Origin of the sequence: Trinickia diaoshuihuensis, assembly GCF_003390925.1 — a bacterium.
In the GTDB taxonomy this organism is placed as follows: domain Bacteria; phylum Pseudomonadota; class Gammaproteobacteria; order Burkholderiales; family Burkholderiaceae; genus Trinickia; species Trinickia diaoshuihuensis.
Genome location: NZ_QUBS01000027.1, coordinates 32,055 through 56,604, shown reverse-complemented (window position 1 = coordinate 56,604; position 24,550 = coordinate 32,055). Strand labels below are relative to the sequence as shown.

Genomic DNA, 24,550 nt, shown 5'->3' with positions numbered 1-24,550 from the left:
GAGCGCCCCTATGCGTTCCGCGTGAAGCGGGACGCACGGCGACGTCAAAAATTGGCGAGACACGCCCGCGTGGCGGTCGAGCATGCATCGGGCTTTGCGCCGCCACACGCGGTGCAGCTTTCCCCGGTCCGGCACTGGCATCGAACGGTGCGCCGGATTGTCGCGAGGATCGCCCGGGCGCTCGGCACACGCCTTCGTGCCGCGCCGTTATTTGAAGCCGTGTTCGCATGCGCCCATGCGGCTTGCGGCCCTCATCGGCCAGACGCGAGTCCTCTCAGGCAATTCTCCCCGCCATCGTTCCCGCTCCCGCGTGCTTGTGAAAACACAATAAAGACGCGACGCGCCTCATCGTGCGCCGCCTGGCCGGCTTGACGCCGGCCGGGCTCGCATGGCGACGCCGCTCTGGAGCCGTTCAATGAAACGCATGTTGTTCAACGCGACGCAGCAGGAAGAGCTGCGCGTCGCCATCGTCGATGGGCAAAAACTCATCGACATCGACATCGAAACCGCCGGTCGCGAACAGCGCAAAGGCAACATCTACAAAGGGATCGTGACGCGTATCGAGCCGTCGCTCGAAGCGTGCTTCGTGAACTACGGGGAAGACCGCCACGGCTTCTTGCCGTTCAAGGAAGTGGCCCGCCAGTACTTCAAGGAAGGCGTCGACATGCGCTCCGCGCGCATTCAAGACGCCTTGCGCGAGGGTCAAGAGCTCATCGTCCAAGTCGAAAAGGAAGAGCGCGGCAACAAGGGCGCGGCGCTGACGACGTTTATCTCGCTCGCCGGCCGCTACCTCGTTTTGATGCCCAACAACCCGCGCGGCGGCGGCGTCTCGCGCCGGATCGAAGGCGACGATCGCCAAGAACTGCGCGAAACGATGTCCCAACTGCAATTGCCCGACGGCATGAGCATCATCGCGCGCACGGCCGGCATAGGCCGCAGCGCCGAAGAGCTGCAGTGGGATTTGAACTACCTGATGCAGTTGTGGCGCGCCATCGAGGCGGCCTCGCAAAGCGGCCAAAGCGGCCAGCCGATGCTGATCTATCTGGAATCGAGCCTCGTCATCCGGGCGATCCGCGACTACTTCCAGCCCGATATCGGCGAAATCCTCATCGACACCACGGAAATCCATGATCAGGCGCGCGCCTTCATGGATATCGTGATGCCCGACAACGTCGGCAAAGTGAAGCGGTATCACGACGACGTGCCCCTCTTTTCCCGCTTCCAGATCGAGCATCAGATCGAAACGGCGTACTCGCGTACGGTACCGCTGCCCTCGGGCGGCGCGATCGTGATCGATCACACCGAAGCGCTCGTCGCGATCGACGTGAACTCGGCGCGCGCCACGAAGGGCGCGGACATCGAGGAAACGGCCACGCGCACGAACCTCGAGGCGGCCGATGAAGTCGCCCGCCAACTGCGCCTGCGCGACCTCGGCGGCCTGATCGTGATCGATTTCATCGACATGGAATCGGCCAAGAGCCAGCGCGAAGTCGAACAGCGCCTGAAAGATGCGCTCAAGCACGACCGAGCGCGCGTCCAGATGGGCAAGATCTCGCGCTTCGGCCTGATGGAGCTCTCGCGCCAGCGTCTGCGCCCCGCCTTGTCCGAAGGCAGCCACGTCACCTGCCCGCGCTGCAACGGCACGGGCCACATCCGCGATACGGAATCGTCCGCCCTGCAAGTGCTGCGGATCATCCAAGAAGAGGCGATGAAGGAGAACACCGCGGCGATCCACTGCCAGGTGCCCGTCGAAGTCACGGCCTTCCTGCTCAACGAAAAGCGTCAGGAAATCAATAAGATCGAGTCGCGTTTCAAGGTCGGCGTCGTACTCATCCCGAACAAGCATCTCGACACGCCGCACTACAAGCTCGAGCGCCTGCGTCACGACGATGCGCGCCTCGACGAACCGCGCGCTTCGTGGAAGATGGCCGAGGAAGCCGCCCGCGAGCTCGAGTCCGAAACGGCCTACAGCAAGCGCAGCGAAGATGTGAAACCGAAGCAAGAGGCGGCCGTCAAGGGCATCACGCCCGAGCGGCCCGCGCCTAGCGCACCGGTGCGCGTGCAACCGGCCGTCGCGCCGGCCGCCGCCGCGCAGGCGCCTACCGGCGGGTTCTTCGGCTGGATCAAGAGCCTGTTCGGCGGACAACCGCAGGCCCCGGCCCCGGCGCCCGAACCCGCTCAGCCGGTGCGTCCGGCACGCGGCGAACGCACCGAACGAGGAGGCGATCGCAATAACCGCAACCGTCGCGGCGCTGGCGGCCGTGAAGGCGCGGCACGCGCGGAATCGGCCGTGGGCGGCCGCACTGGTCAGCAACCGTCGCAACGTCCCGCGCGCGAACAGCGTGAACCGCGCGAGGGCCGGGAGCGGCAAGAACGCGGCCAAGAGCGCAACGAAGCGGCCGAAACCGCCGTACGCGGCGAACGTCGCGAGCGCGGTGAACGCGCCGAACGCGTGGAACGCGCGGAGCGTCCCGAACGCGCGGAACGTGCCGAGCGCCAGGACCGCGGCGAGCGGCAAGAACGTGCGGAGCGCGGCGAACGCCCGGAACGCGGTGAGCGTCAGGAGCGCGCGGAACGCGGCGAACGCCGCAAGCAGCAGCCCGAGGTGAACGTGGAAGCCGAAGTGCAGGCGACGGAAAGCGCCGTTGCTGCCGGCGTCCCGGCCCCCGAGCTGGAAGGCGCCGCGCGCGACGGCGAGGAACGCCGTCGCCGCCGCCGCGGCCGTCGCGGTGGCCGTCGCGAGCGTGAGGAAGAAGGCGTGAACGCCACGCTCGCGGCCGATGTGGCCGAAGCCGAAGGCGCCGCGGCTGCGGTCCCGCCGCAAGCCGCGACGGACGAGGCACCCGCACCTGTCGTGCATGCCGTCGAAACGATTGCACCGGCGCAGGCTGAAACGCAAGCCGCGGCGCAACGCGCACCGGTAGCCGAGCAAGGTGTGACGAGCCCGGTCCCGACGCGTGAGTCGATCGCCGCGCCGCTGCCCGAGATTCGGCCGGAAGCTGCGCCCGAAATCGCTTCCGAAGCACCGGCCGTCGCCGCTGCCGCGCCGGCGCCGAGCGAATCCGGCAACGTGCCGGTCGAGCTTCCGCCCGCCGTCCCCGCAGCGCCTGCCGCACCGGCGCCGCTCGCGGCCGAGCCGGAATCGGCCATTGCGCGTATCGTCGAAGCGGTGCCCGCGCCCGCGCAGGTCGTCGAGCCCACGCCCGTGGTATCGGCGGAGCCCGTTGCCGGCGCGGCGTCGGCGCCTGCCGAAGCCGCCAGCGCCGTGACGGAAATCGTGCAGCGGCCCGCGGCAGTCGAAGCCGCGGCAACGCCGAGCCCGCGCGCGAACGGCCTCGCCGCCGCGGAATTGCGGCCCATGCTCGAATCGGCCGGTCTCGTCTGGGTCAATACCGACGCGGACAAGCTGCGCGCCGCGCAGGAAGCCGCCGCGCAAGCACCGGCCCCGCAACGGGTGGTGCGCGAGCGCAAGCCGCTGCCGCCGATCGACCCGTCGCCGATGCAGCAAGTGGAGACGCGCAAGGACGCCTAAGTCCGAACTCGCAGCCAAGGGCGCACCCGCGCCCGGCAGCGCGACGAGCCCGCCCCCGTGGCGGGCTTTTTTTCGTCCGTCTTATCGACATGCATCACTTGGTGAGCCTTTATCCTCGCCGTCGCGGGGGCCAAGACCGCATGCGGCGCGGCGTTCGGCTAGAATGGGCTCCTGCTCGTTTTTCGCCTCATCATGTCCCGTCGCATCATTCCCGTCGCCGACGTCAGCGCGATACCCCATGTCGCCGGCGCGCCGCTCGCTGCGAGCGGGACGCTAGCCGATGCGCTGTCACGGCCGCTGCGCGATCTGCGTATTTCCGTCACCGATCGCTGCAACTTCCGTTGCGTCTACTGCATGCCGCGCGCCGTGTTCGGCAACGACTATCCGTTCTTGCCGCATAGCGCGCTGTTGACCTTCGAGGAAATCGAGCGGCTGGCACGGATCTTCGTCGCGCACGGCGTCGAGAAGATCCGGCTCACGGGCGGCGAGCCCTTGCTTCGCAAGAACATCGAATGGCTTATCGAGCGCCTGGCCGCATTGACGACCCCCGAGGGCCGCCCGCTCGATCTCACGCTGACGACGAATGGCTCGCTGCTCGCCCGCAAGGCCCGGTCGCTGCGCGACGCCGGATTGTCCCGCGTCACCGTCAGCCTCGACGCCCTTGACGACATGCTTTTCAAACGTATGAACGACGCCGATTTCGCGCCCGGCGCGGTGCTGGACGGCATCGCCGCCGCCCAAGCCGCCGGGCTCGCGCCGATCAAGGTCAACATGGTCGTCAAACGCGGAACGAACGATGGGGAAATCTTGCCGATGGCCCGCCACTTCAAGGGCTCGGGCACGATTCTGCGCTTCATCGAATACATGGACGTCGGCACGTCGAACGGATGGAATATGACCGAGGTGCTGCCGTCGGCCGACGTCGTTGCCCGCATCGGCGAGCACTTTCCGCTCGTCCCGCTCGAAGCGCATACGCCCGCGGAAACGGCGCAGCGCTGGGGTTACGCGGACGGCAGCGGCGAAATCGGCGTCATCTCGAGCGTCACGCGCGCGTTTTGCGGTACCTGCACGCGCGCCCGGCTCTCGACGGAAGGCAAGCTCTACCTCTGCTTGTTCGCATCGTCGGGCCATGACCTGCGCGCGCTCGTGCGCGGCGGCGCCAGCGACGAGGCGGTCGCAACCGCGATCGGCCATATTTGGCAAGCGCGCGACGACCGTTATTCCCTGTTGCGCGGCAGCGCCACCGATTCGACGTCGGCCGGCCAGCCACGCGTCGAGATGTCGTACATCGGCGGCTGACGCCGCACCCGCCGCGATGGATCCTCGCTCGCGCAGCCGCATTACCGGTCTCGTGCTGGCCGGTGGCCGCGGCACCCGCATGGGCGGCCTCGATAAAGGCCTGCAATCGCTCGCGGGCGAACCGTTGGCGGCGCACGTCGTCAAGCGCCTCGCCGCGCAGGTCGATAGCCTGCTGATCAGCGCAAATCGCCATCTCGACGGCTACCAACGGATCGGGGCGCCCCATAATGCGCGGGTCGTCACCGATGCATCGGGCGATTTTCCGGGGCCGCTGGCGGGCCTGCTTGCCGGTCTGCGCGCGAGCGCCACCGAGTTCGTCCTATGCGCGCCTTGCGACACGCCCTGCTTGCCCGCGGATCTCGCCGTGCGGCTCCTTGACGCACTCGACGCCGAGCATGCCGATATCGCCGTCGCGAGCACGGTGGACCCGGCGGGACGCGTTGCCCTGCACCCGGTCGTCGCGCTCGTGCGCACGACGCTCGCCGCGGATTTGGCCGCCTACCTCGACGCCGGCGAACGCAAGGTGCGTACGTGGTACGCACGCCACAGGCACGTCGAAGTGCCCTTTCAGGACGAGCACGCGTTTTACAATGCCAACTCTTTGCATGAGCTGGCAGCTCTCGAGCGAACGATCGCCGCTCGCCTGGAGCGCGATAGATAAACGGGGCATGAGGCCCGCCCGGCGGGCGCCGCAACTGCCCTCGTTCCCGGCGTCGCGCGCCGCGCCCTCTCTTCGATGACGATTCCGAAAGACACCTCCGGCCCCTCCTCCTCGGCGACAGCGAATCCGCTGCCGGTCGATGCGGCACGCACGATCATCCGAAGTGCACTCACTCCCGTCGAAACGACGGAGCACGTGGCGCTACGCGCGGCACTGGGCCGCGTACTGGCGCGAGACATCGTCTCGCCCATCGACGTACCCGCGCACGATAACGCCGCGATGGACGGCTACGCATTCGCATACGGCACGCACCCTCGCCAAGCGCCGTTCGCCCTCGCCGTGGCGGGCGAGGCCCGCGCCGGACATCCGTTCGAGCGGTCCTGCGGCGCTCTCGAATGCGTCCGCATCATGACAGGCGCGCCGATGCCGGCCGGCTGCGATACGGTCGTGCCGCAGGAATTCGCGACCCGCACCGGCTCGAGCGTCACCTTCGATGCGCAAGCGATCGTCCCCGGGGCGAACTGCCGCCGCGCCGGCGAAGACCTCGCGCGTGGACGCCCCGCGCTCAAATCCGGCCGCATCATCCGCCCCGCCGACCTCGGTCTGCTCGCGTCGCTCGGCGTGGCCGAAGTGGCGGTACGCCGGCGCGTGCGGGTGGCGTTCTTCTCGACCGGTGACGAATTGCGTTCGATCGGCGAACCGCTCGATACCGGCGCCGTGTACGACAGCAATCGCTATACGCTGCACGCCATGCTCGCGCGCCTGGACATCGAGGCGCTCGATCTCGGCGTCGTGCGCGATGAGCCCGAGACGATCGAGGCCGCGCTGCGCGCCGCCGCCGGCAGCGCCGACGTCGTATTGACCTCGGGCGGCGTGTCGGTGGGCGATGCCGACCTCACCGCCCGCATGACGGCAACGTTCGGCGACGTGGCGTTCTGGCAGCTTGCCATGCGGCCCGGGCGGCCGCTTGCCTTCGGCCGCTTGTGGCCGGACGGGCGCGCGGCGGGCAGCCGCAGCGCCCTCTACTTCGGGTTGCCCGGCAATCCCGTCGCCGTGATGGTTTCGTTCTATCAGTTCGTGCGCGAGGCGCTCGTCGTAATGTCGGGCGCAATCGCGCCGGGACCGCTACAATTTGCCGCCGCGAGCAGCGCGGCGATCAAAAAGCGGCCCGGACGCACGGAATTTCTACGGGCGGTCGCGACACGCGACGCGGCGGGGCGCTGGAGCGTGGCGCCCACTCGCTCGCAAAGTTCGGGGGTGCTCAGCTCGATGAGCGAGGCGAACTGCTTCATCGTGCTGGCGCACGACCAAGGCGACGTGCCGGCAGGCGAGAACGTCGAGATCATGCCCTTCGAAGGGCTTATTTAGCAGGCTCATCAGAGCCGCGCACAACATCAGCAGCAAGTTTTCCGAACAGGACACCGTCTCAAACGAGGCTTGGACCCATGAAAAAACAAATTCTTTCGATCGCGCCGGGACAGACCGCGAAGGCGCTCATCCTCGTCTACGTCATTTTCAGTACGCCGATCGTCTTGCTGGGCACGCTCGTGGCCTATTTCCGCCAAGGATCGGCCGAGACGGGAACGATCTTTTTCAGCGCCGTGCTGCTCAATGCGATCCTCGGCTTCGTCCTGCTTTGGATCGCCTGCCATGTCTATAACTGGGTTGCCCAGCGCTTCGGCGGGATTGAAGTCGTCTTGTCCGACGTTCCGGAAGAGGCCTAAGACATGCCCGAGATCATTCGCCAGGCCACGCCGCTCGACGTGAGTGGCATGCTCGGTCTCATGCGCGAGCTGGCCGAATATGAAAAGCTCACGCATCTGTTCGTGGCCACCGAGGAGTCGCTCGGCGATGCGCTGTTCGGCCCGCATCCGGCCGCTGAAGCGCTCGTCGCCGAACGGGAAGGGAACATCGTCGGATACGCGCTGTATTTCCAAAACTTCTCGACGTTCCTGGGCCGCCGAGGCCTCTATCTCGAAGATCTCTACGTGCAGCCGGCGCTGCGCGGCAGCGGGCTCGGCACCAGGCTGTTGCGGCGCGTCGCCGCGATCGCCGTCGAGCGTCAATGCGGACGCTTCGAGTGGTCGGTCCTCGATTGGAATCAGCCCGCGATCGATTTCTATACGAAGATGGGGGCGACCGTGATGCCCGATTGGCGCATCGTCCGCGTGACCGACGACGCCTTGCGGCAACTAGCCGCGGCGGCCTGAGCTGCATCCATCGCGTTCGGCGGCACGAGCGCATAAACGCTCGCGGGCTGGCGCCCGCGCCGCCCCGCGCCTTGTCGGCTCCGGCCACCTAGGCATCCGGCTCCTGCAAGCTCGCATAGGCATCGCCGAGCAACCCTTCCGTTTGTTCGCCGGGCAACGCCTCCACTTCCTTGAGCTTCGTGTTCATGACGCGCGTGCGCCGTTCGGCCGCCTCGATCGAACGCGTCACCGTCTCGAGCTGGGATTTCGTTTTGGCCAGCACATCGCCGAACTTGCCGAATTCCGTCTTCACGGCACCGAGCACTTGCCAGACTTCGCTCGAGCGTTTCTCGATCGCAAGCGTGCGGAAACCCATCTGCAAGCTATTCAAGAGCGCCGTCAACGTCGTGGGCCCGGCGATCGTGACGCGATAGTCGCGCTGCAATTGGTCGGTGAGGCCGGGGCGGCGCAGTACTTCGGCGTACAGGCCCTCGGTCGGCAAGAACAGCAGTGCGAAATCGGTCGTATGCGGCGGCGCCACGTACTTTTCGGCGATCGTGCGTGCCTCGCCGCGCACTCGCGCTTCGAGCGCACGCGAGGCCTCCTCGACCGCCGCCGGATCGGCGCGGTCCTGCGCATCGATGAGGCGCTCGTAGTCCTCGCGCGGAAACTTCGCATCGATCGGCAGCCACACTGGCGCCGCCGCGCCCTGCCCGCCCGCGCCTTCGTGCCGGCCGGGCAACTTGATCGCGAATTCCACCCGCTCCGTGCTCTTCGGTACCGTCGCCACGTTCTTCGCGTACTGATCGGGCGTGAGGACCTGTTCGAGCAATGATTCGAGTTGCACTTCGCCCCAGGTGCCGCGCGTCTTGACGTTCGTCAGCACCTTCTTCAGATCGCCCACCCCGGCCGCCAGCGACTGCATTTCGCCGAGGCCGCGGTGCACTTGCTCGAGCCGATCCGAGACGAGCTTGAACGATTCGCCAAGGCGCTGCTCGAGCGTCGCGTGCAGCTTCTCGTCGACGGTGCGACGCATCTCCTCGAGTTTCGTCGCGTTGTTCGCTTCGATGTCCTTGAGTCTCGCCTCGAGCGTGGCGCGCACTTCGGCGAAGCGGCGATCGTTCGCCTCGACGAGCTGCGCGAGTTGCTGCGCGAGCGTATCGCCGAAGCGCTTGAGCGCGGACGCCTGCTCGTCGCGCGATTCGTGCGCGTGCCGCTGCAAGGTGTCGCGCATCGCATCGAGTTGCGTGGCGTTCGTTTCGGTCAGTTGGGCGAGACGCTTGGCGAAACCGTCGATCTGTTGATTTTGGACCGTCGCAACGCTCGTCAATTGCGCGGCGAGCGTCTGCTGAAATTGCGCGAAGCCGCCGCCTAGCTCGGCGCGCGAAAGCCGCGACGTTTCGGCGAGTTCGCCGCGCAGTTCGCGTTCGAGCCGCTCGTAGGCGCGGACCTGCGTTTGTCCTGCCGTTTCGATGCATTGGCCGAGCTCGGCGAACGCGGCGCGATCATTGGCGCGGCTCGCGCTTTTGAGCGCCAGCGCCAGGGCGATGGCCAGCACTACGACGGCGCAGGCAAGCGCCGCAATGAGAATGGTCGTCATGAACGCGTGCGTCCTAGTACTTCGGGGTTGATCGGGTTCGGCGGCCGGCCCGCGCGAGGCCCTTCGTTCAGTGCGGCGATGAGATTGTCGGCCGCCAGATTGGCCATCGCGCGGCGCGTGGATTCCGTGGCGCTCGCGATATGCGGCGTGAGCACCACGCTCGGCGCCGTCAACAGCCGCGGATGCACGCGGGGCTCGCCCTCGAAGACGTCGAGCCCCGCGCTTGCAATGCGCCGCTCGTGCAACGCATCGGCCAGGGCCGCGTCGTCGACGATCCCGCCGCGCGCGATGTTCGTCAGCGTCGCGCTCGGCTTCATCAACGCGAGTTCGGCCGCGCCGATCGTGTGATGGCTTTGCGCGCTGTAAGGCACGACGAGGACCACGTGATCGGCTTCGCGCAGCAGGTCCTGCTTCGATCGATATTCGGCGCCGAGTTCGGCCTCGATCTGCGGCGCCACGCGCGAACGATTGTGATAGACGACGCGCATGGAAAATCCGCGCGCCCGGCGTGCGAGCGCCTGCCCGATACGCCCCATCCCGATGATGCCCAGCGTCGAGCCATAAACGTCGGCGCCGAGAAAGCCGTCGTAGCGCCAAGCGCCCCACTTGCCGGCCCTTAGCCAATGCTCGCTTTCGCCGACACGCCGCGCCGCCGCCATCATCAACGCCCAACCGAAATCGGCCGTCGCCTCGTTCAGCACGTCGGGCGTATTCGTGGCAATGACGTTGGCGGCGTTGAACGCGTCGATATCGAAGTTGTTGTAACCCACGGCCATGTTCGCGACCGCGCGCAGGCGCGGCGCGGCCGCGAACATGGCCGCACCGATCGGATCGCCGGCAGTCAACGCGCCGTCCTTGTCGGCGAGGCGGCGCGCCAGCTCGGCGGGCGCAAGTGCGGGTCCATCGTTCCAGTCGACGTCGAAATACTGCCGGAGGCGTTCGACGACATCGGGAAAGATCGGACACGTGACCAGGATCTTTTGCATGAAGTGTCTCCGCGGTCTAAAAAAACAGCCAGGTCGTCAGCAGGAACACCGGAACCAGCACGGCACCCGACCAGCCGAGATAACCGAAAAAACTCGGCATGCGAACGCCGCGCGATTCGGCGATCGCCTTGACCATGAAGTTCGGCGCGTTACCGATATAACTGTTCGCGCCCATGAACACGGCCCCGGCCGAGATGGCCGCGAGCGTCGTAGCCCCCGCCGTCATCAACATCTGCGCATCGCCGCCGACAAGGTTGAAGAAGACGAGATAGGTCGGCGCATTGTCGAGAAACGACGACAGGATACCCGTCGCCCAGAAATACATCGCGTCGATCGGGCGGCCGTCGGCGCCTGTCACGAGATGCAACACTTGCGCGAACGCACCGTGTTCGCCCGCCCGCAGCATCATGACCACGGGTGCGATGGTGACGAAGATCGCACCGAAAATCTTGGCCACCTCTTGCATCGGCGCCCAGTTGAACGCGTTGCCCGTACGCGCCGTACGCGGCGTGACGGCGAGCGAGACGAGCGTGACCGCGACGAGCGCCGCGTCGCGCACCGCGTCTTGCAGTGCGAGCGGCGTTCCGGCCACGTCGAACACGATGCCCGGCTTCCACAGCCCGCTCATCAACACGAGGCCGATGACGAGCGCGAGCAGTAGGAGATTGCGTTTGCCCTCGATCGCGATACCGATCGAATCGGGCGATGGATCGAGGCTCGCTTGGCGCTCCTCGCCGGGGCGCCGGTAGTAGTAGGAATCGAGCGCATAAAACACGGCCAGCAGCACGAAGCAAATAAAGAGCATCGGCAATGCGAGATGGCGCGTCGTCCAAAAGAAACTCACGCCGTTCAAGAAGCCGAGGAACAACGGCGGATCGCCGAGCGGCGACAGCGAGCCCCCCGCGTTGGCGACGAGAAAAATGAAGAATACGAAAACATGCGCGACGTGCCGGCGGTGGTCGTTCGCGCGCAGCAGCGGCCGGATCAGCAACATCGCGGCGCCTGTCGTGCCCATGATGCTCGCGAGCGCGGTGCCGAGCGCGAGCAGCGCCGCGTTCACGCGCGGCGAGCCGTGCAGCGCGCCGCGCACGCAGATACCCCCTGCCACCGTATAGAGCGCCGTCAGCAAGACGATGAACGGCACGTATTCGGCCACGATCGCGTGAGCGAGCGCATGGACAGCGGCGCCCGTCCCGAACGCATATCCGAACGGTATGAGAAAGGCGACGGCCCACGCGGCCGCGATCTTTCCGAAATGACGATGCCAGAACACCGGCGCGATCAACGGAACGAGCGCGATGGACAGCAAGATGCCCGCGAACGGCATGGCCCAGGCCGGTCCGAGCTGTGCGCCGTCAGGCATCGCTTTGGCTGCCGCGGCCGACGCGCACGAGGACCACCCCGCAATCGCCGCCGCCAATGCACTCGCCGCCGCATTGCGTACGCACGCGGCTCGTCTTTCAAACATGGGTTTCCTTTCGATTCGTGGAACGGCCGGCAGCCCTCGCGCCGGCGCTAGGGCACGAGCGTCAACCGCCTCGCACGACTATCGTGTGCACGCGATAGGGGCCATGCGCCCCGAGCACGATGGTTTGTTCGATATCGCCGGTGCGCGAGGGTCCAGACACGAAATTGACGGCGCGCGGCAGCTCGCCGCGCTCGTGACGCATCAACGCGAACGCCTCTTCGTGGGCGGCCACGATGCGCGACGCCGGCACCACGGCGATGTGCGTTTCGGGCAGCAGCGCCATCGACGCCTCGGTCTGCGGCCCCGACAGTAGCACGAGCGACCCCGTTTCGGCCGTTGCGCAAAAACACCCGGTAATGCCGACGAGATCGCCGTTCGTGGGCGCACGAAACTCGACGGCGAGCCCCGCTTCGCTCCACGGCAAGGCTTGCAGCGTCGCCCAGGCGACGGCCCGCGGAGCGGCGCCGAGTTCGGCCAAATAACGCGCCGCGCCGGCTGGCACTTCATCGAGCGATTCAACGAGTTCGACGGTGCTCGCCATCAGTCTGGCTTCATCGACGAAGCGCGAGATCAGCCCTTCGCGCTCGGACGGCAACTCGGGCCGAGGCCCCCTCGGATGGCGCGCGAGGTAATCGGCAACCGCCTCGCGTTCGGCCGGTTCGGGCTCGGCCGGACGACCGGACGCCGCGCGAATGCGCGCGAGAATGTTGCGCCGCGCCGCCGATGTATCCATTGCATTCCTCGTCATGAAACCGAATGAACGGATGATTATACGGACCTTCTTTTTCGGGATACACCGGCCTGTCGGCCGACTGCGCCGTCAAGCTGGAAACGATCTGGACCAACAAGCGGGACCGCCAAGCAGAGCCGTCAATCGGGGCTATCGTCCGCCGGCGTTTCGATGCCGAACACCTGCCGCAGGTAAGCGAGATACGCTTTGTCGTCGCACATGTTCTTGCCCGGCGAATCGGACAGCTTGGCGACCGGTTGCCCGTTGCAGCGGACCATCTTGATCACGATCTGCAACGGCCTGTAGCCGAGGTCGTTCGTCAGATTGGTGCCCACGCCGAACGCGAGACGGCAGCGCCCGCGAAAGCGCTCGTAGAGCTGGAGGACTTTCGGGATATCGAGCGCATCGGAAAATACGAGCACTTTCGTGCGCGGGTCGCAGCGGTTCTCCTCGTAGTGGCGCAGCAACTGCTCGCCCCACTCGAACGGATCGCCTGAATCGTGGCGCGCACCGTCGAACAGCTTGCAAAAGTACATGTCGAAGTCGTTCAGGAACGCCTTCATCCCATAGACGTCCGAGAGCGCGATGCCGAGATCGCCGCGGTACTCCTTCGCCCAGACCTCGAAGCCGTAGGTTTGCGAATCGCGCAAGCGCGGGCCGAGCGCCTGACAGGCCTGCAGGTACTCGTGAGCCATCGTGCCAAGCGGCGTGAGGCCATGCTTCTTGGCATAAAACACGTTGCTCGTGCCCGCGAACTGCTCGCCGATGCCGTCCATCAGCGTGAGAATCACCTCTTCGTGCCAGCGCTTCGAGAACCGGCGGCGCGTACCGTAATCGGCGATCTTGCAGTCGGCGAACTCGGGGCGGGCGCCGAGCAGCGCGATCTTCTCGCTTAGGCGCTCGCGCCCGATCGCATAGTCGGGCTGACGCTGGGTATTGCGGAAGTACACCTCGTTGACGATCGCGAGCACGGGAATCTCGAACAAGATGGTATGCAGCCACGGACCCTTGATCGAAATCTCGATCTCGCCCGCCCGCTTGGCCGAAGCCTCGATCGAGATGTATTTCTCGTTCAAATGAAAGAGCGCGAGGAAATCGACGAAGTCGCTCTTGATGAAGCGCAGCCGGCGCAAGTAATCGAGTTCGTCGTCCGTGAAGCGCAGCGCGCAAAGCTCGCGCACTTCGTCGCGGATTTCCTCGACATAGGGCGCGAGGTTCACGTTCGGCGTGCGGCAGCGAAAGCGATATTCCACATTGGCCGCGGGAAATTGATGCAAGACGACCTGCATCATCGTGAACTTGTAGAGATCCGTGTCGAGCAGCGAAGTGATGATCATGATATCGGCCGAGAAACGCGAATCAGCGGTACGTCCGTGCACCGCCCGTGCGCGAGCAATCGCCGCATGTTACCCCAACAGCCGCGCGGCGCGCGCGGCCGGGGACCGGACACGGCGGCCGCGCGGCCCGCATCCCATAAACTAATCACGAATCGATCTAAGGGGCGAGAATACCGTCTGCGCGTCGGGAGCAGGCCGTTCAGTTACAATAGAACGCTTGCTAATTCGCATATTCCCCAGATACCTGCAGGAGCTTGAATGACTCACGTTGTGACCGAAAGCTGCATCAAGTGCCGCTATACCGACTGCGTCGACGTCTGCCCGGTGGACTGCTTTCGCGAAGGTCCCAACTTCCTCGCGATCGACCCCGATGAGTGCATCGACTGTGCCGTGTGCGTTGCCGAGTGCCCGGTGAACGCCATTTACGCCGAGGAAGACGTGCCCGGCGATCAGCAGCAATTTACGGCGCTGAACGCGGAATTGGCCAAAGTCTGGCCGAGCATCACCAAGACGAAGGCGCCGCTGCCCGAAGCGGACCAATTCAAGGACATCCAGGACAAGCTGCAATACCTCGAGCGCTGATCGCCCGCCGCCGCATGCCTGCCCTGCGCGCCGTCCGCGACTCGCACGCGCGTTGCCGGCCGTCGCCGACAATGTTCGAGGGTATTGACAGAGCGAGAGCCGGTACATAGAATCTCGCTTCTCTGCTGTTGTTGTTCCCCGATAGCTCAGTCGGTAGAGCGCCGGACTGTTAATCCGTAGGTCCCTGGTTCGAGCCCAGGTCGGGGAGCCAAAGAATGAATGGAAAAGCCCGTTCGTCATAACGGGCTTTTTTACGCGGTACCGAGTTTCGTAGCACGTTGTTCCCCGATAGCTCAGTCGGTAGAGCGCCGGACTGTTAATCCGTAGGTCCCTGGTTCGAGCCCAGGTCGGGGAGCCAAAAGCATCAGCAAAAGGGCCCGTCGTTCAAGCGACGGGCCCTTTTTGCATGCGCGGTTCGACCTGCATCCCGCCCCGCTTCGGCTGACAGACGCTCATGTCCAGTCGTTGTGATACCGTTTGGTTAGCTCCGCGCCGGCTCATCGCGCGGCGAGCGTCGCCATATGTCGCACTCGTTGCAGTATGTAGCGATACGTCACGAACACCGCCTCGCACATTCGCCATGATCCGCTTCGCCCGATCGCCGTTTCGCGCCCTTATCGGCACCTGCGCTGCGCTCGCTTGCGCCGCACCGCTCGCGCACAGCGAGGAAATCGGCAGCGTCAATACGAACTTTCACATCACGGGCTCCGATCGCGTCGTCGTCGAAGCCTACGACGACCCCGACGTAGCCGGCGTCACCTGCTTCGTCTCGCGCGCACGCACGGGCGGCATCAAGGGCACGCTCGGGATCGCCGAAGACCCGACCGAGGCGTCGATCGCTTGCCGCCAAGTGGGCCCGATCAAATTCGCCGGACCCGTCAAACGTCAGGCCGACGTATTCAGCGAACGCATGTCGCTGATCTTCAAGTCGTTGCATGTCGTGCGCATCGTCGATGCCAAGCGCAACGCGCTCGTGTATTTGACCTATAGCGACCGCATCGTCTCGGGCAGCGCCAAGAACAGCGTCAGCGCCGTGCCGCTGCCCGCCGGCACACCCGTTCCGTTGCGCTGACGCGCGCAGCCCCAACGCTTGCTTGCCACACCGGCCATGGATCAGCCCCGCTTCCGCGACCGCGCGCGCTATTGGCGCTCCCCGCTCTTGCCCGGCGCGGAGATGCTCACGGCCGAGTATCGCGAGCACGAGTTTTCGCCGCACTGGCACGAGGCCTACGCGATTCCCGCGATCGAGGCCGGCGCCGAAATGTTTGCCTACCAAGGCGCGCAACATGTCGCCGAGGCCGGCACGGTCCCCGTCATCAACCCCGGCGAAGTCCATACCGGATCGCGGGCCATGGAAGTCGGTTGGCGTTATCGCGTGTTCTATATCCCCGTCGAGTTCATGGTGGGCCTCGCCGGCGATATCGCCGGCGCGCCGCAGGCCGCACCATGGTTTCCGGCCGATGTAATCCGCGATCCCGATCTCGCCGCAAGAGTCGCGTACGCGCATCGTTTGCTCGAAGACCTGAGCGGCTCGGCCGCACCGGGCGGCGATCTCCTCGCGGCGGAGACGGCCCTGCTCGATGCGATGTCCACGCTAATCGTGCGTCACGGCCGGCATCATGGCGATACGCGCAAAGCGAATGTCGATCCGCCGCGCGTCGCGCTGATGAAAGAGCGGCTCGCCGCCGATCTGACCGCCCCGCTGAGCCTGACGGAGCTCGCCGAGCAAGTCGGCCTATCGGCGTTTCATGCGGCGCGGCTGTTCACGCAGGCCACCCGTATGCCGCCGCATGCTTGGCGCAATCAATTACGGCTGCAACGCGCGCTTGGACCGTTGCGAGCAGGCACGGCGGTGGCCGATGTCGCCGCGGCCTGCGGCTTTACCGATCAAAGCCACTTCACGCGGCATTTCCGGCGCATGTTCGGCGTGCCGCCCGGCCGCTGGCAAGCCGCCTACGGCTGCGCTCGCTAGCCGAAGCAAGAACGTACAAGCTTGACCTCCCGCCCGGGCGCTATCCTGCCCGTGGTAGGAGGACTTTCCCTTGAAATCACGCAATCCGCTCAACGAATTCCTGAACGGCGCCCGCGACATGATCCCGATGGTGGTCGGCGGCGCTCCGTTCGGGGTGATCTTCGGCACGCTCGTCACCACGGGACCGCTTCATCCGTGGCACGGGCAGTTGATGTCGCTGGCCGTGTTCGCCGGCTCCGCTCAATTCATCGCCCTCGGGCTCATCGCGTCGCATGCCGGTTTCGCCGTCGTCTGGGCGACCACGTTCATCGTCAATCTGCGCCACGTGCTCTACAGCGCGACGTTGGCGCCCTATGTCGCCCGCCTGCCCATCCGCTGGCGGCTCGTGCTGGGGGGCCTGCTGACCGACGAGGTTTTCGCCGTCGCGTACATGCATTACCGGCGCGCGGCGCCCGGGCAAATCGGGCCCCATTATTTCCTCGGCTCCGGTCTGGCCATGTACTTGAGCTGGCAGGCCGCCACGCTGGCCGGGCTGCTATTCGGTGCGGCCTTCCCGCGGCTGCAAACGCTCGGGCTCGATTTCGCGATGGCCGCGACGTTCATCGCGATCGTCGTGCCGCAACTGGTTTCCATCCGCTATATCGCCTCGGCCGCCACGGCCGGCGTCGTGGCGCTGGCCTGCGCCGCTCTGCCGTATAAGCTCGGTTTGCTGGCCGCCGTCGCGGCGGGCGTCGCCGTGGGCGTCGTTCTTTCGCGCCCATGGGCGGCCAGCGGCGGCAAGGGCGAGGATGCGGCGCGCGAGCCGAACGGCGGCCGCGAACACGCGGCCAGCGCCAAGCGCGATGTAAGCAGCCAAGCCAACCGTGCCGTGGAGACCCTGTGATGAACTACGTCGTCTTGATCCTCGGCATGGCCGTCATTACGTTCGCGATCCGCTCGACCGTGTTTTTGCTGGGCGAGCGAATCGTGTTCCCCCCGCTCGTGCGCACGGCGCTCGGCTTCGTGCCGGTCACGGTCCTGACGGCCATCATCGTGCCGATGGCCGTGACGCCCCATGGCGGTGCACCGGAATTGACCTGGCGCAACCCGCAGCTCGTCGGCGCCCTCGCCGCCTGCCTCGTGTCCGCCTTGACGCGCCGCCCGCTGTTGACTATCGCGGTCGGCCTCGCCGTGTTCTTTGCCTGGCAAGGTCTCGTGCTGCGCTAGCTCGCGGCCCGGGGCCGTCCCATCGGGCACCCGACGTTTTCCTCGGCAGATATCGCGCGCCTACCCTCAAGTTCCGCGGCAGATCGCCGTTAATCAGACGAAGCGCGTTTCTTGGCCGCGCGGCGCGGGGCCGCGCCGTCGCTCATGCCATGACGCGCGCATGCGAAAACCGTTAAGTGCGCCGGCCGAAAGAGCGAGCTCGCCAGTCTTAGGGAGCGGAGTGCCGGCTCGACCGTAGGGCGCCCGCCGCGACGGCGCCGGGGACGCGCGATCAGGACAAGCCATGGGCCAAATTACCCTTTCTCTTCGAGAAGAGACCCTCTCTTCTCTTCAAAAGGACTTCGAAGCCTTTCTGCGGGTATCGCTCAAGCTCGACCCGCAATTCGCCACACCGTCGTTCGAAGACTTCCTGCGGGCGAAGCTGCTCGACAACATGGTGCCGCTGACCGAGCAAGCCGTGCAGCGCATGCTGCAAGGCGGCCAGTACGCCTGGGCCAAGCGCACGCTCGAGAAGGAATTCCCGGACGTCGTCGCGATCCTCATGCGTCAAGCCGAGGAATTCGGTTTCAGCTTCGCGGTACGGTCGGAATGGACCTCGGATGAGGTCGCGAAGGCCGCCCGGGAATGGGCGGCCGCCATCGTCAAGGAAGCGGGCGGCGACGCCGCGCTCGTCGATCCGCTATCGGCGCAGATCAAGTCGACCGCGCGCGACATTCAATCGCTCGAGGAAAAGATGCAGACGCCGGCCTGGCGGCTTGCGGAATCGCTGCGTCAGCGCGTGTACGAGGCGAAGATCGCATGCGAGACGAGCGTCGGCAGTACCGCACGCGAAAAGCTCGGCGAGCTGCGCGGCCTGCTCAAGCTCGGCCTTGCGCACGGCTCGTTCCAAAAGCAGGAAGCGCAACAGATCATGGAGTATCTGCGGCTGCTCAAGCCCGAAATCTTCGTCGAAGAGCCCTATGACATCTTTTCGCGCATGGCCGCCTGGATGCGCAACTTCTTCATGCCGCCGGCTCGCCCCGCCCAGCCGCGTATCGAGCCGCGCCGGCCCCGGTAAGGATCCGCGGGCTCAATCCCACATCGCCTTGAGCTGAGCCGCGATATCGATGCGCGCTTTCGCGGCCGCGGCCAGTCCCGTCGGCGTCGGCGGCGAGACCGGAGCAACGTTCGGCCAGGCTTGCGCATCGAACAGCGGGAGCAAGGACTCCGGGATGAAGCGCGTCCGCGATGCCCAGACATGGCGGTCGCCGAGCGCGTTCTGGTTGTGCACGTAAAAGCGCTGCGGAACGACGATATGCAGGTCCTCTTTCGCCCGCGTCATCGCCACATACAGTAGGCGCCGCTCCTCTTCGATCTCCTCTTGGCTGCCCGTGCCCAAATCGGACGGAATACAGCCGTCGACGCCGTTCAGCACGAACACGTTGCGCCATTCTTGCCCCTTGGCCGAATGGATCGTCGAGAGAATCAGGTAGTCCTCGTCGACGAGCGGCACGCCCGATTCGCCGCTCGTCGCGTCGGGCGGATCGAGCGTCAACTCGGTGAGGAAACGCTCGCGCGTCGGAAACGTCGCGGCCAAGCGTTCCATCTGCAAGATATCGGCATGGCGCGTGAGGGCATCGTCGTGATTGCGCTCGAGATGCGGCTCGTACCAACGCCGCACTTGCTCGAACTCGGCCGGCCATGGCGTGAGCCCGGCACCGACCGTCTCGACGAGCGCCGAGAACGCCGGCCAATCGCCGGCGGCGCGTGCCGGCGGCTCGTAGTCGCGGAGGGCGGCGAGCGCGCCCGACGCGGCGACGGCGTCCAGGACGCGGGCGGCCGTGGCGGGCCCCACCCCCGAAATCAATTGCAGTACGCGAAATCCCGCCACGCGATCGCGCGGGTTTTGCGCCCAACGCAATACCGCAAGCACGTCCTTCACGTGGATCGAGTCGAGGAAGCGCAGCCCGCCGAACTTCACGAACGGGATATTGCGCCGCGCCAGTTCGAGTTCGAGTGCGGCGCTATGATGCGCGGCCCGAAAGAGCACCGCCTGCGCCTTGAGCTTCATGCCCGTTTCGCGCGCTTGGAGCACCGCTTCGACGACATAACGAGCCTGCTCTACCTCGCCCGCGACCGACACGAGCCGAGGGCGCTGGGCCGAAGCTTTGTCGGTCCACAAATCCTTCGTAAAGCGCTCGCTTGCCAAGCCGATCACGGCGTTCGACGCGGCGAGGATCGGTTCGGTCGAACGGTAGTTGCGTTCGAGCGTCACACGCGCCGCGACGGGCGTGAAGTGGGCCGGAAAATCGAGAATGTTGCGTACCGTCGCCCCGCGAAACGAATAGATCGACTGGGCATCGTCGCCCACGACCGTCAAGCCGCGTCCGTCGGGCTTCATCGAAAGCAGGATTGCCGCCTGCAAGCGATTCGTATCTTGGTATTCGTCGACGAGCACATGATCGAACCGCTGCGAAAGCTCGGCGGCGATGGCGGGCTCGGCGGCCATGCGGGACCAATAAAGCAGCAAGTCGTCGTAGTCGAGCACGTTCTGCGCTTGCTTCGCGGCAACGTACGCCGCAAAGAGCGCGCGCAGGTCGTTCGCCCATTCGCGGCACCAGGGGAACGCTTGTTCGAGGACAGCGGACAGCTTCGCCCCGGTATTGACGACGCGCGAGTAGATCGCCAAGCACGTGCCCTTCTGCGGAAACCGGCGCTCCTTGGCCGACAACCCTAGTTCGTGCCGCACGACGTTCATCAAATCGGCGCAATCCTCGCGATCGTGGATCGTGAAAGCGGGAGACAGTCCGATCGACTCCGCATACTCGCGCAGCAAGCGCGCGCCGACGGCATGGAACGTACCCGTCCAGGTCAGCGCCTGCGCCAAGTCGGCTCGCGTGCCGAGCGCTTGCGCGGCGATGCGCGTGGCGCGCCGCGTCATATCCTCGGCCGCGCGTCGAGAGAACGTGAGCAGTAACAAGCGCCGGGGATCGGCCCCCTTCACCAGCAAATGCGCGACGCGATGCGCGAGCGTATTGGTCTTGCCCGAGCCCGCGCCCGCAATGACGAGCAGCGGCCCGCCGGGGCTCGCGCCTGCGCCGACGCCATGCTCGACGGCGGCACGCTGCGCCTCGTTCAGTTTTTCGAGATAGGGGGCGGCCGGCGAGCAAACGCCCGGCTCGGCGACAGCGGAAATGGGGGACACGGTAGGACTGTGCTCGTTCGAATCGACTCGCGGCAAGGCTGCACGGCAAAGCGCACGGCGCACGCCGTGGGCAAGCCACGGCGGCGCCGGAGAAACAAGACGCTAGCCTATCAGGTTTCGCAGGGCTTATGATGCCTGCCCTAGTCGCTCTCGCGCCGCACGCCGGATATCGCCATGGCCAACCTCAATTTCACGCTCACGGGCGATCACGTCGAACTGCACAACTTGCTCAAGCTGATGGGCTTGGCCGATAGCGGCGGCTCCGCGAAAGTCTTGGTCGCATCGGGCGAAGTCAAAGTCGACGGCCGGGTCGAGTTGCGTAAAACGTGCAAGATTCGAGCAGGCCAGGTCGTGATGCTAGGCGATACGCGCATCGCCATCCACGAGCCGCGCTAGGCGCGCTGGATGCACTAGGCCGCGCGGTTGCGCCGCACCATCGACAGGCGAGCGCGGAAGCAATAAGCTCTTCCTTTCCGAAGATAACAACATGGGCCGTGCGCACGATGCGCTGACGGCCCCGTCGCGCCTCCTCGATTCGCCATGTCAGAATCCACGATTGCCCGGGCCGCCGCCGAGCCGGCCTCGCCGCCGTTTTCCCGCCACGCCGCCGACACCGCCCGCCTGGCCGCCCCGCTCGCCATCGCCCAACTGTCGCAAATGGCGATGGGCGTCACCGATACGATCCTGCTTGGCTCGCTGAGCGCCGACGCGCTCGCGGCCGGCGGCCTCGGCGCCGGGATCTTTTTCGTCATCGTCACGGTGCTGCAGGGCGTGCTCAGTTCGGTGAGCGTCACCGTCGCCAACGCGCGCGGCGCGCAAGCCGATCATCGCGTCCCGCATATCTACTGGACGGGACTCGCGTTGTCGGTGCTGCTCTCGCTGCCCGCCTTCGTGCTGCTGTCCTTCGCGCAGCCGATCTTGCTTGCGTTTGGCGAGCCGGCCACGCTCGCACGCGACGTCGGCGCCTACACCGGCGTGCTGCGCTTCGCCTCGCTCGGCAGCTTGATCGGTGTCGGCATGATGCGTTCGTTTTTGCCGGCCATCGGCGCGGCCAAGCGCCTGCTGTGGGTCGCACTCGTCGGCGTCGTGTTCAACGGCGTGCTGAACTACGGGCTCATTCACGGCGTCTGGGGCCTGCCGCGCCTGGGCATGCTCGGCTCCGCCGCGGCCACGACGATTACCGTGTGGCTCAGCGCGATTGCGCTCGTCGCCATGCTGCACGGGCGCCGCAGGTTCAAGCACTTCGTCGTCGGCAAGCGGCCGACGATGCCGCTCATGAGCGAGCTGTTCGCGATCGGCTGGCCCGTGGCCATCACCTACGGCGTCGAGTCGTTGCTGTTTCTATGCACGGGGCTGTTCATCGGGCTCATGGGCGAGAAGCCGCTCGCGGCCCATCAAGTAGCGCTGAGCGTGAGCTCGGTGACGTTCATGGTGCCGCTCGCCATCGGACAAGCCGCGAACGTGCGCGTAGGCTACTGGATGGGCGCGGGCAATCCCATGGCCGCGCGCCATGCGGGCTTCGTCGCGCTCGGACTCGGCGTCGCCTATATGTCGATGACCGGGCTTTTGTTCATCGTCGCCCCGAAGGCCATCATCGGCTTGTACCTGAATCTGAACGACGCGGCCAATGCGCAAACCATCTCGATCGCCGCTTCGCTGCTCGGCGTGGCCGCCGTGTTCCAGATCGTCGACGGTATGCAAACGATCGGCTCGGGCTGCCTGCGCGGGCTGAAGGACACGCGCGTGCCGATGCTCGCGGCCGCGTTCGGCTATTGGGGCGTCGGCTTTCCCACCGGTTACTGGCTCGCGTTCCATGCGGGACTGGGGCCGCGCGGCCTATGGTGGGGCCTCGCGGCCGGGCTCGCCAGCGTCGCCGTGCTGATGACGCTGCGCTTCGAGCGGCGCACGCGCCGCTTGCGCAACGCTTGAGAAGCGGGCACGGACAATGCTGTCCCGGCGTCCAGGCATGCGCATGCCTAGGTAGGCGGTAAAGAACGCCGCCTTCACATAGAATGCCGTTATTCGTGCCGGAACGATCCCTCTTCGTCCGGCCGGTCCGTCAGCGAAGGAAGAGTCCGACGTGTTCGATGAGCATTGGCCGCGGCTCGGAGCCGCATCGAATCGATATGCGCGCAGCGGCGCTTGGGCCGATAAGCTGGCACTCGGCCGCCCGATCGCGATCCTCGTCACGATCACGGCTCTGGCCGCCTGTGCCGCGCTGCCGCCGGCGACGTCGCTGGACCGTCCGGTCACCCATAGCCTCTCTGACCCGGAGGCGACCCCGCTCGGCCGCGCGCTCGCGCCGCTCGTCGCCGCGCACGCGGGCCAATCGGGTTTCCGTCTGCTGACCGACGGCACGGACGCGCTGCAAATGCGCATTGCGCTCGCGCGCGCCGCCACCCGAACGCTCGATCTGCAGTACTACATCGCCTCGGAGGATACGACGGGCCGGCTACTACTGGCCACGGCGCTCTATGCGGCCGATCGCGGCGTGCGCGTGCGCTTGCTCGTCGACGACTTGAACTTCGACGATACCCGCCGCTTGATGGCGGCGCTTTCGACGCATCCCAAGATCGAAGTGCGCATTTTCAATCCGTTCGGCAGCACGCACCCGAGCGTCTTTTCCCGTACCGAGACGTTCCTCACGCGCATCGATCGCTTCACACGTCGTATGCACAACAAAGCGATGATCGCCGACGGCGAGGTCGCGATCGTCGGCGGCCGCAATCTGGGCGACGAATATTTCAGCGCAAGTCCCAAGCTTCAATTCCGCGACTTGGACGTCCTTGCCGCGGGCCCGATCGTTCACGACGTCTCGCATAGCTTCGACGCCTTTTGGAATAGCGCCGGCGCCTATCCGTTGAAAGCCGTCGACAAACATAGCTATGCCGACAACGATTTGAACGCGGCGCGCGAGCAATTGCGCGAGCATTGGCGCAGTCAAGCGCAAGCTGTCGGCGCGAAGCCGTTGAGCGCCGCCCCGCTGCGCGAGCAAATCGCGCAAGAACAAATCGGTCTAGTTTGGGCCCCCGCCAAGTTCAGCGTCGATTCGCCGCGCAAGATCACCGAGCCCGACGACGACTACCGCAGTCCGCCGATGCACACGCTCGCCGAACTGCTGAGCAGCGCTCAGCACGAGGTGCTGCTCCTGTCGCCCTACTTCGTTCCGCACGATGCAGGGGTGAAATTGCTCGCGGGGCTCACGCGGCGTGGCGTGCGCGTGGCGGTCGTCACGAACTCCATGGCCTCGACGGACGCCGTCGCCGTTCAAGCCGGCTACAGTCCCTACCGTATCCCGTTGCTCAAGAACGGTATCGAACTCTACGAATTCCAACCGCTGCAACGCACGCGTTCGCGGTTCTTCGCGGGCTCGCAGTCGCGCGCGAGCCTGCATGCGAAGGCTTATGTCATCGACCGGCGCACGCTCGTGATCGGCTCGCTGAATTTCGATCCGCGATCCGCTAACCTAAACAGCGAACTCGCGCTCGTCATCGACAGTCCCGCGCTTGCGGGGCAAGCTGCGAAACTCATCGATCAAGCCATGGCGCCCACGGCCAGCTATCGCGTCACGCTGGCCCCGCCGAGCGAGAACGGCACGATGCGCGCGCTCGGCGAACCCGACTCAGGCCTCGTATGGAGCGGCGCCGAACAAGACGCAACCGGTGTCCCGCGCCTGCGCACATGGGCGCTCGATCCCGAGGCGGGGCTCGTACGCAATCTCCTCACAGGGCTATTCTTGTTGTTGCCGGTCGACTCGCAACTGTAGCGGATGACGATACGCGTGTACGTTAGCCGTGGCGGGGC

Annotated in this window: 21 protein-coding genes and 2 tRNA genes; 17 read left to right on the top strand and 6 right to left on the bottom strand. The window is 66.0% G+C overall.

The genetic code is table 11. The features are described from left to right. Window positions 1-415 precede the first annotated feature (415 nt). From DXT59_RS08345 to DXT59_RS08320, 6 genes are all read left to right on the top strand, one after another. A complete protein-coding gene (locus tag DXT59_RS08345; protein ID WP_116136439.1) occupies window positions 416-3,532 on the top strand; it encodes an Rne/Rng family ribonuclease in 3,117 nt (1,038 codons plus the stop codon). Window positions 3,533-3,724: 192 nt separating this feature from the next. Next, entirely contained in the window at window positions 3,725-4,831 is a 1,107-nt protein-coding gene (moaA, locus tag DXT59_RS08340; RefSeq protein WP_116136438.1) for a GTP 3',8-cyclase MoaA, read from the top strand. 16 nt (window positions 4,832-4,847) lie between these two features. Continuing rightward, entirely contained in the window at window positions 4,848-5,492 is a 645-nt protein-coding gene (gene mobA, locus DXT59_RS08335) for a molybdenum cofactor guanylyltransferase MobA (RefSeq protein WP_116136437.1), read from the top strand. Window positions 5,493-5,567: 75 nt separating this feature from the next. Further along, complete coding sequence (gene moeA / locus DXT59_RS08330; protein ID WP_116136436.1) at window positions 5,568-6,860, top strand: molybdopterin molybdotransferase MoeA; 1,293 nt, start codon at window positions 5,568-5,570, stop codon at window positions 6,858-6,860. Between the two features lie 77 nt (window positions 6,861-6,937). Beyond that, a complete protein-coding gene (locus DXT59_RS08325; RefSeq protein WP_116136435.1) occupies window positions 6,938-7,216 on the top strand; it encodes a hypothetical protein in 279 nt (92 codons plus the stop codon). 3 nt (window positions 7,217-7,219) lie between these two features. Further along, entirely contained in the window at window positions 7,220-7,702 is a 483-nt protein-coding gene (locus tag DXT59_RS08320; RefSeq protein ID WP_116136434.1) for a GNAT family N-acetyltransferase, read from the top strand. Between the two features lie 88 nt (window positions 7,703-7,790). On the opposite strand, the gene DXT59_RS08315 is transcribed toward DXT59_RS08320, so the two are convergent. From DXT59_RS08315 to pncB, 5 genes are all read right to left on the bottom strand, one after another. After that, a complete protein-coding gene (locus DXT59_RS08315; protein ID WP_116136433.1) occupies window positions 7,791-9,281 on the bottom strand; it encodes a DNA recombination protein RmuC in 1,491 nt (496 codons plus the stop codon). Beyond that, window positions 9,278-10,267, bottom strand: a complete 990-nt coding sequence (locus DXT59_RS08310) for a 2-hydroxyacid dehydrogenase (protein ID WP_116136432.1) — start codon at window positions 10,265-10,267, stop codon at window positions 9,278-9,280. The genes DXT59_RS08315 and DXT59_RS08310 overlap by 4 nt, the downstream gene beginning before the upstream one ends. Before the next feature lie 16 nt (window positions 10,268-10,283). Beyond that, window positions 10,284-11,630, bottom strand: a complete 1,347-nt coding sequence (locus DXT59_RS08305; protein WP_420823379.1) for a sodium:proton antiporter — start codon at window positions 11,628-11,630, stop codon at window positions 10,284-10,286. Between the two features lie 166 nt (window positions 11,631-11,796). Beyond that, complete coding sequence (locus DXT59_RS08300; protein WP_116136430.1) at window positions 11,797-12,468, bottom strand: LutC/YkgG family protein; 672 nt, start codon at window positions 12,466-12,468, stop codon at window positions 11,797-11,799. 137 nt (window positions 12,469-12,605) lie between these two features. Further along, a complete protein-coding gene (pncB, locus tag DXT59_RS08295; RefSeq protein WP_116136588.1) occupies window positions 12,606-13,802 on the bottom strand; it encodes a nicotinate phosphoribosyltransferase in 1,197 nt (398 codons plus the stop codon). A 258-nt stretch (window positions 13,803-14,060) separates the two neighbouring features. Here pncB and fdxA point away from each other — a divergent pair, with 258 nt between their 5' ends. From fdxA to DXT59_RS08255, 8 genes are all read left to right on the top strand, one after another. Beyond that, window positions 14,061-14,384, top strand: coding sequence for a ferredoxin FdxA (fdxA, locus tag DXT59_RS08290; protein ID WP_116136429.1), 324 nt, complete (start codon window positions 14,061-14,063; stop codon window positions 14,382-14,384). A gap of 135 nt (window positions 14,385-14,519) precedes the next feature. Further along, window positions 14,520-14,595 (top strand) — tRNA-Asn (locus DXT59_RS08285). A gap of 71 nt (window positions 14,596-14,666) precedes the next feature. Beyond that, a tRNA-Asn gene (locus tag DXT59_RS08280) sits at window positions 14,667-14,742 on the top strand. Window positions 14,743-14,964: 222 nt separating this feature from the next. Further along, the gene (locus DXT59_RS08275; protein WP_116136428.1) at window positions 14,965-15,456 is read left to right on the top strand and encodes a CreA family protein; all 492 of its coding nucleotides are present in this window, start codon (window positions 14,965-14,967) and stop codon (window positions 15,454-15,456) included. 36 nt (window positions 15,457-15,492) lie between these two features. Then, window positions 15,493-16,356 carry a helix-turn-helix transcriptional regulator gene (locus DXT59_RS08270; protein ID WP_116136427.1) on the top strand — a complete coding sequence of 288 codons (864 nt, stop codon included), beginning with the start codon at window positions 15,493-15,495 and terminating at the stop codon, window positions 16,354-16,356. 118 nt (window positions 16,357-16,474) lie between these two features. Next, window positions 16,475-17,239: an AzlC family ABC transporter permease gene (locus DXT59_RS08265; RefSeq protein WP_116136587.1), complete on the top strand. Its 765-nt coding sequence runs from the start codon at window positions 16,475-16,477 to the stop codon at window positions 17,237-17,239. Beyond that, on the top strand, window positions 17,239-17,562 hold the full coding sequence (locus DXT59_RS08260; protein WP_116136426.1) for an AzlD domain-containing protein: 324 nt from the start codon (window positions 17,239-17,241) through the stop codon (window positions 17,560-17,562). The genes DXT59_RS08265 and DXT59_RS08260 overlap by 1 nt, the downstream gene beginning before the upstream one ends. A 283-nt stretch (window positions 17,563-17,845) precedes the next feature. Beyond that, a complete protein-coding gene (locus DXT59_RS08255; protein WP_116136425.1) occupies window positions 17,846-18,619 on the top strand; it encodes a DUF4088 family protein in 774 nt (257 codons plus the stop codon). 12 nt (window positions 18,620-18,631) lie between these two features. Here DXT59_RS08255 and DXT59_RS08250 read toward each other — a convergent pair whose 3' ends face one another. After that, a complete protein-coding gene (locus tag DXT59_RS08250) occupies window positions 18,632-20,737 on the bottom strand; it encodes an ATP-dependent helicase (RefSeq protein WP_205417391.1) in 2,106 nt (701 codons plus the stop codon). Window positions 20,738-20,920: 183 nt separating this feature from the next. Here DXT59_RS08250 and DXT59_RS08245 point away from each other — a divergent pair, with 183 nt between their 5' ends. The 3 genes from DXT59_RS08245 to DXT59_RS08235 all read left to right on the top strand — a co-directional run bounded on the left by DXT59_RS08245 (window position 20,921) and on the right by DXT59_RS08235 (window position 24,512). Further along, the gene (locus DXT59_RS08245) at window positions 20,921-21,142 is read left to right on the top strand and encodes an RNA-binding S4 domain-containing protein (protein WP_116136423.1); all 222 of its coding nucleotides are present in this window, start codon (window positions 20,921-20,923) and stop codon (window positions 21,140-21,142) included. Between the two features lie 144 nt (window positions 21,143-21,286). Further along, complete coding sequence (locus DXT59_RS08240) at window positions 21,287-22,675, top strand: MATE family efflux transporter (protein ID WP_116136422.1); 1,389 nt, start codon at window positions 21,287-21,289, stop codon at window positions 22,673-22,675. Between the two features lie 226 nt (window positions 22,676-22,901). Next, complete coding sequence (locus DXT59_RS08235) at window positions 22,902-24,512, top strand: phospholipase D-like domain-containing protein (protein WP_420823378.1); 1,611 nt, start codon at window positions 22,902-22,904, stop codon at window positions 24,510-24,512. Window positions 24,513-24,550: the final 38 nt, after the last annotated feature.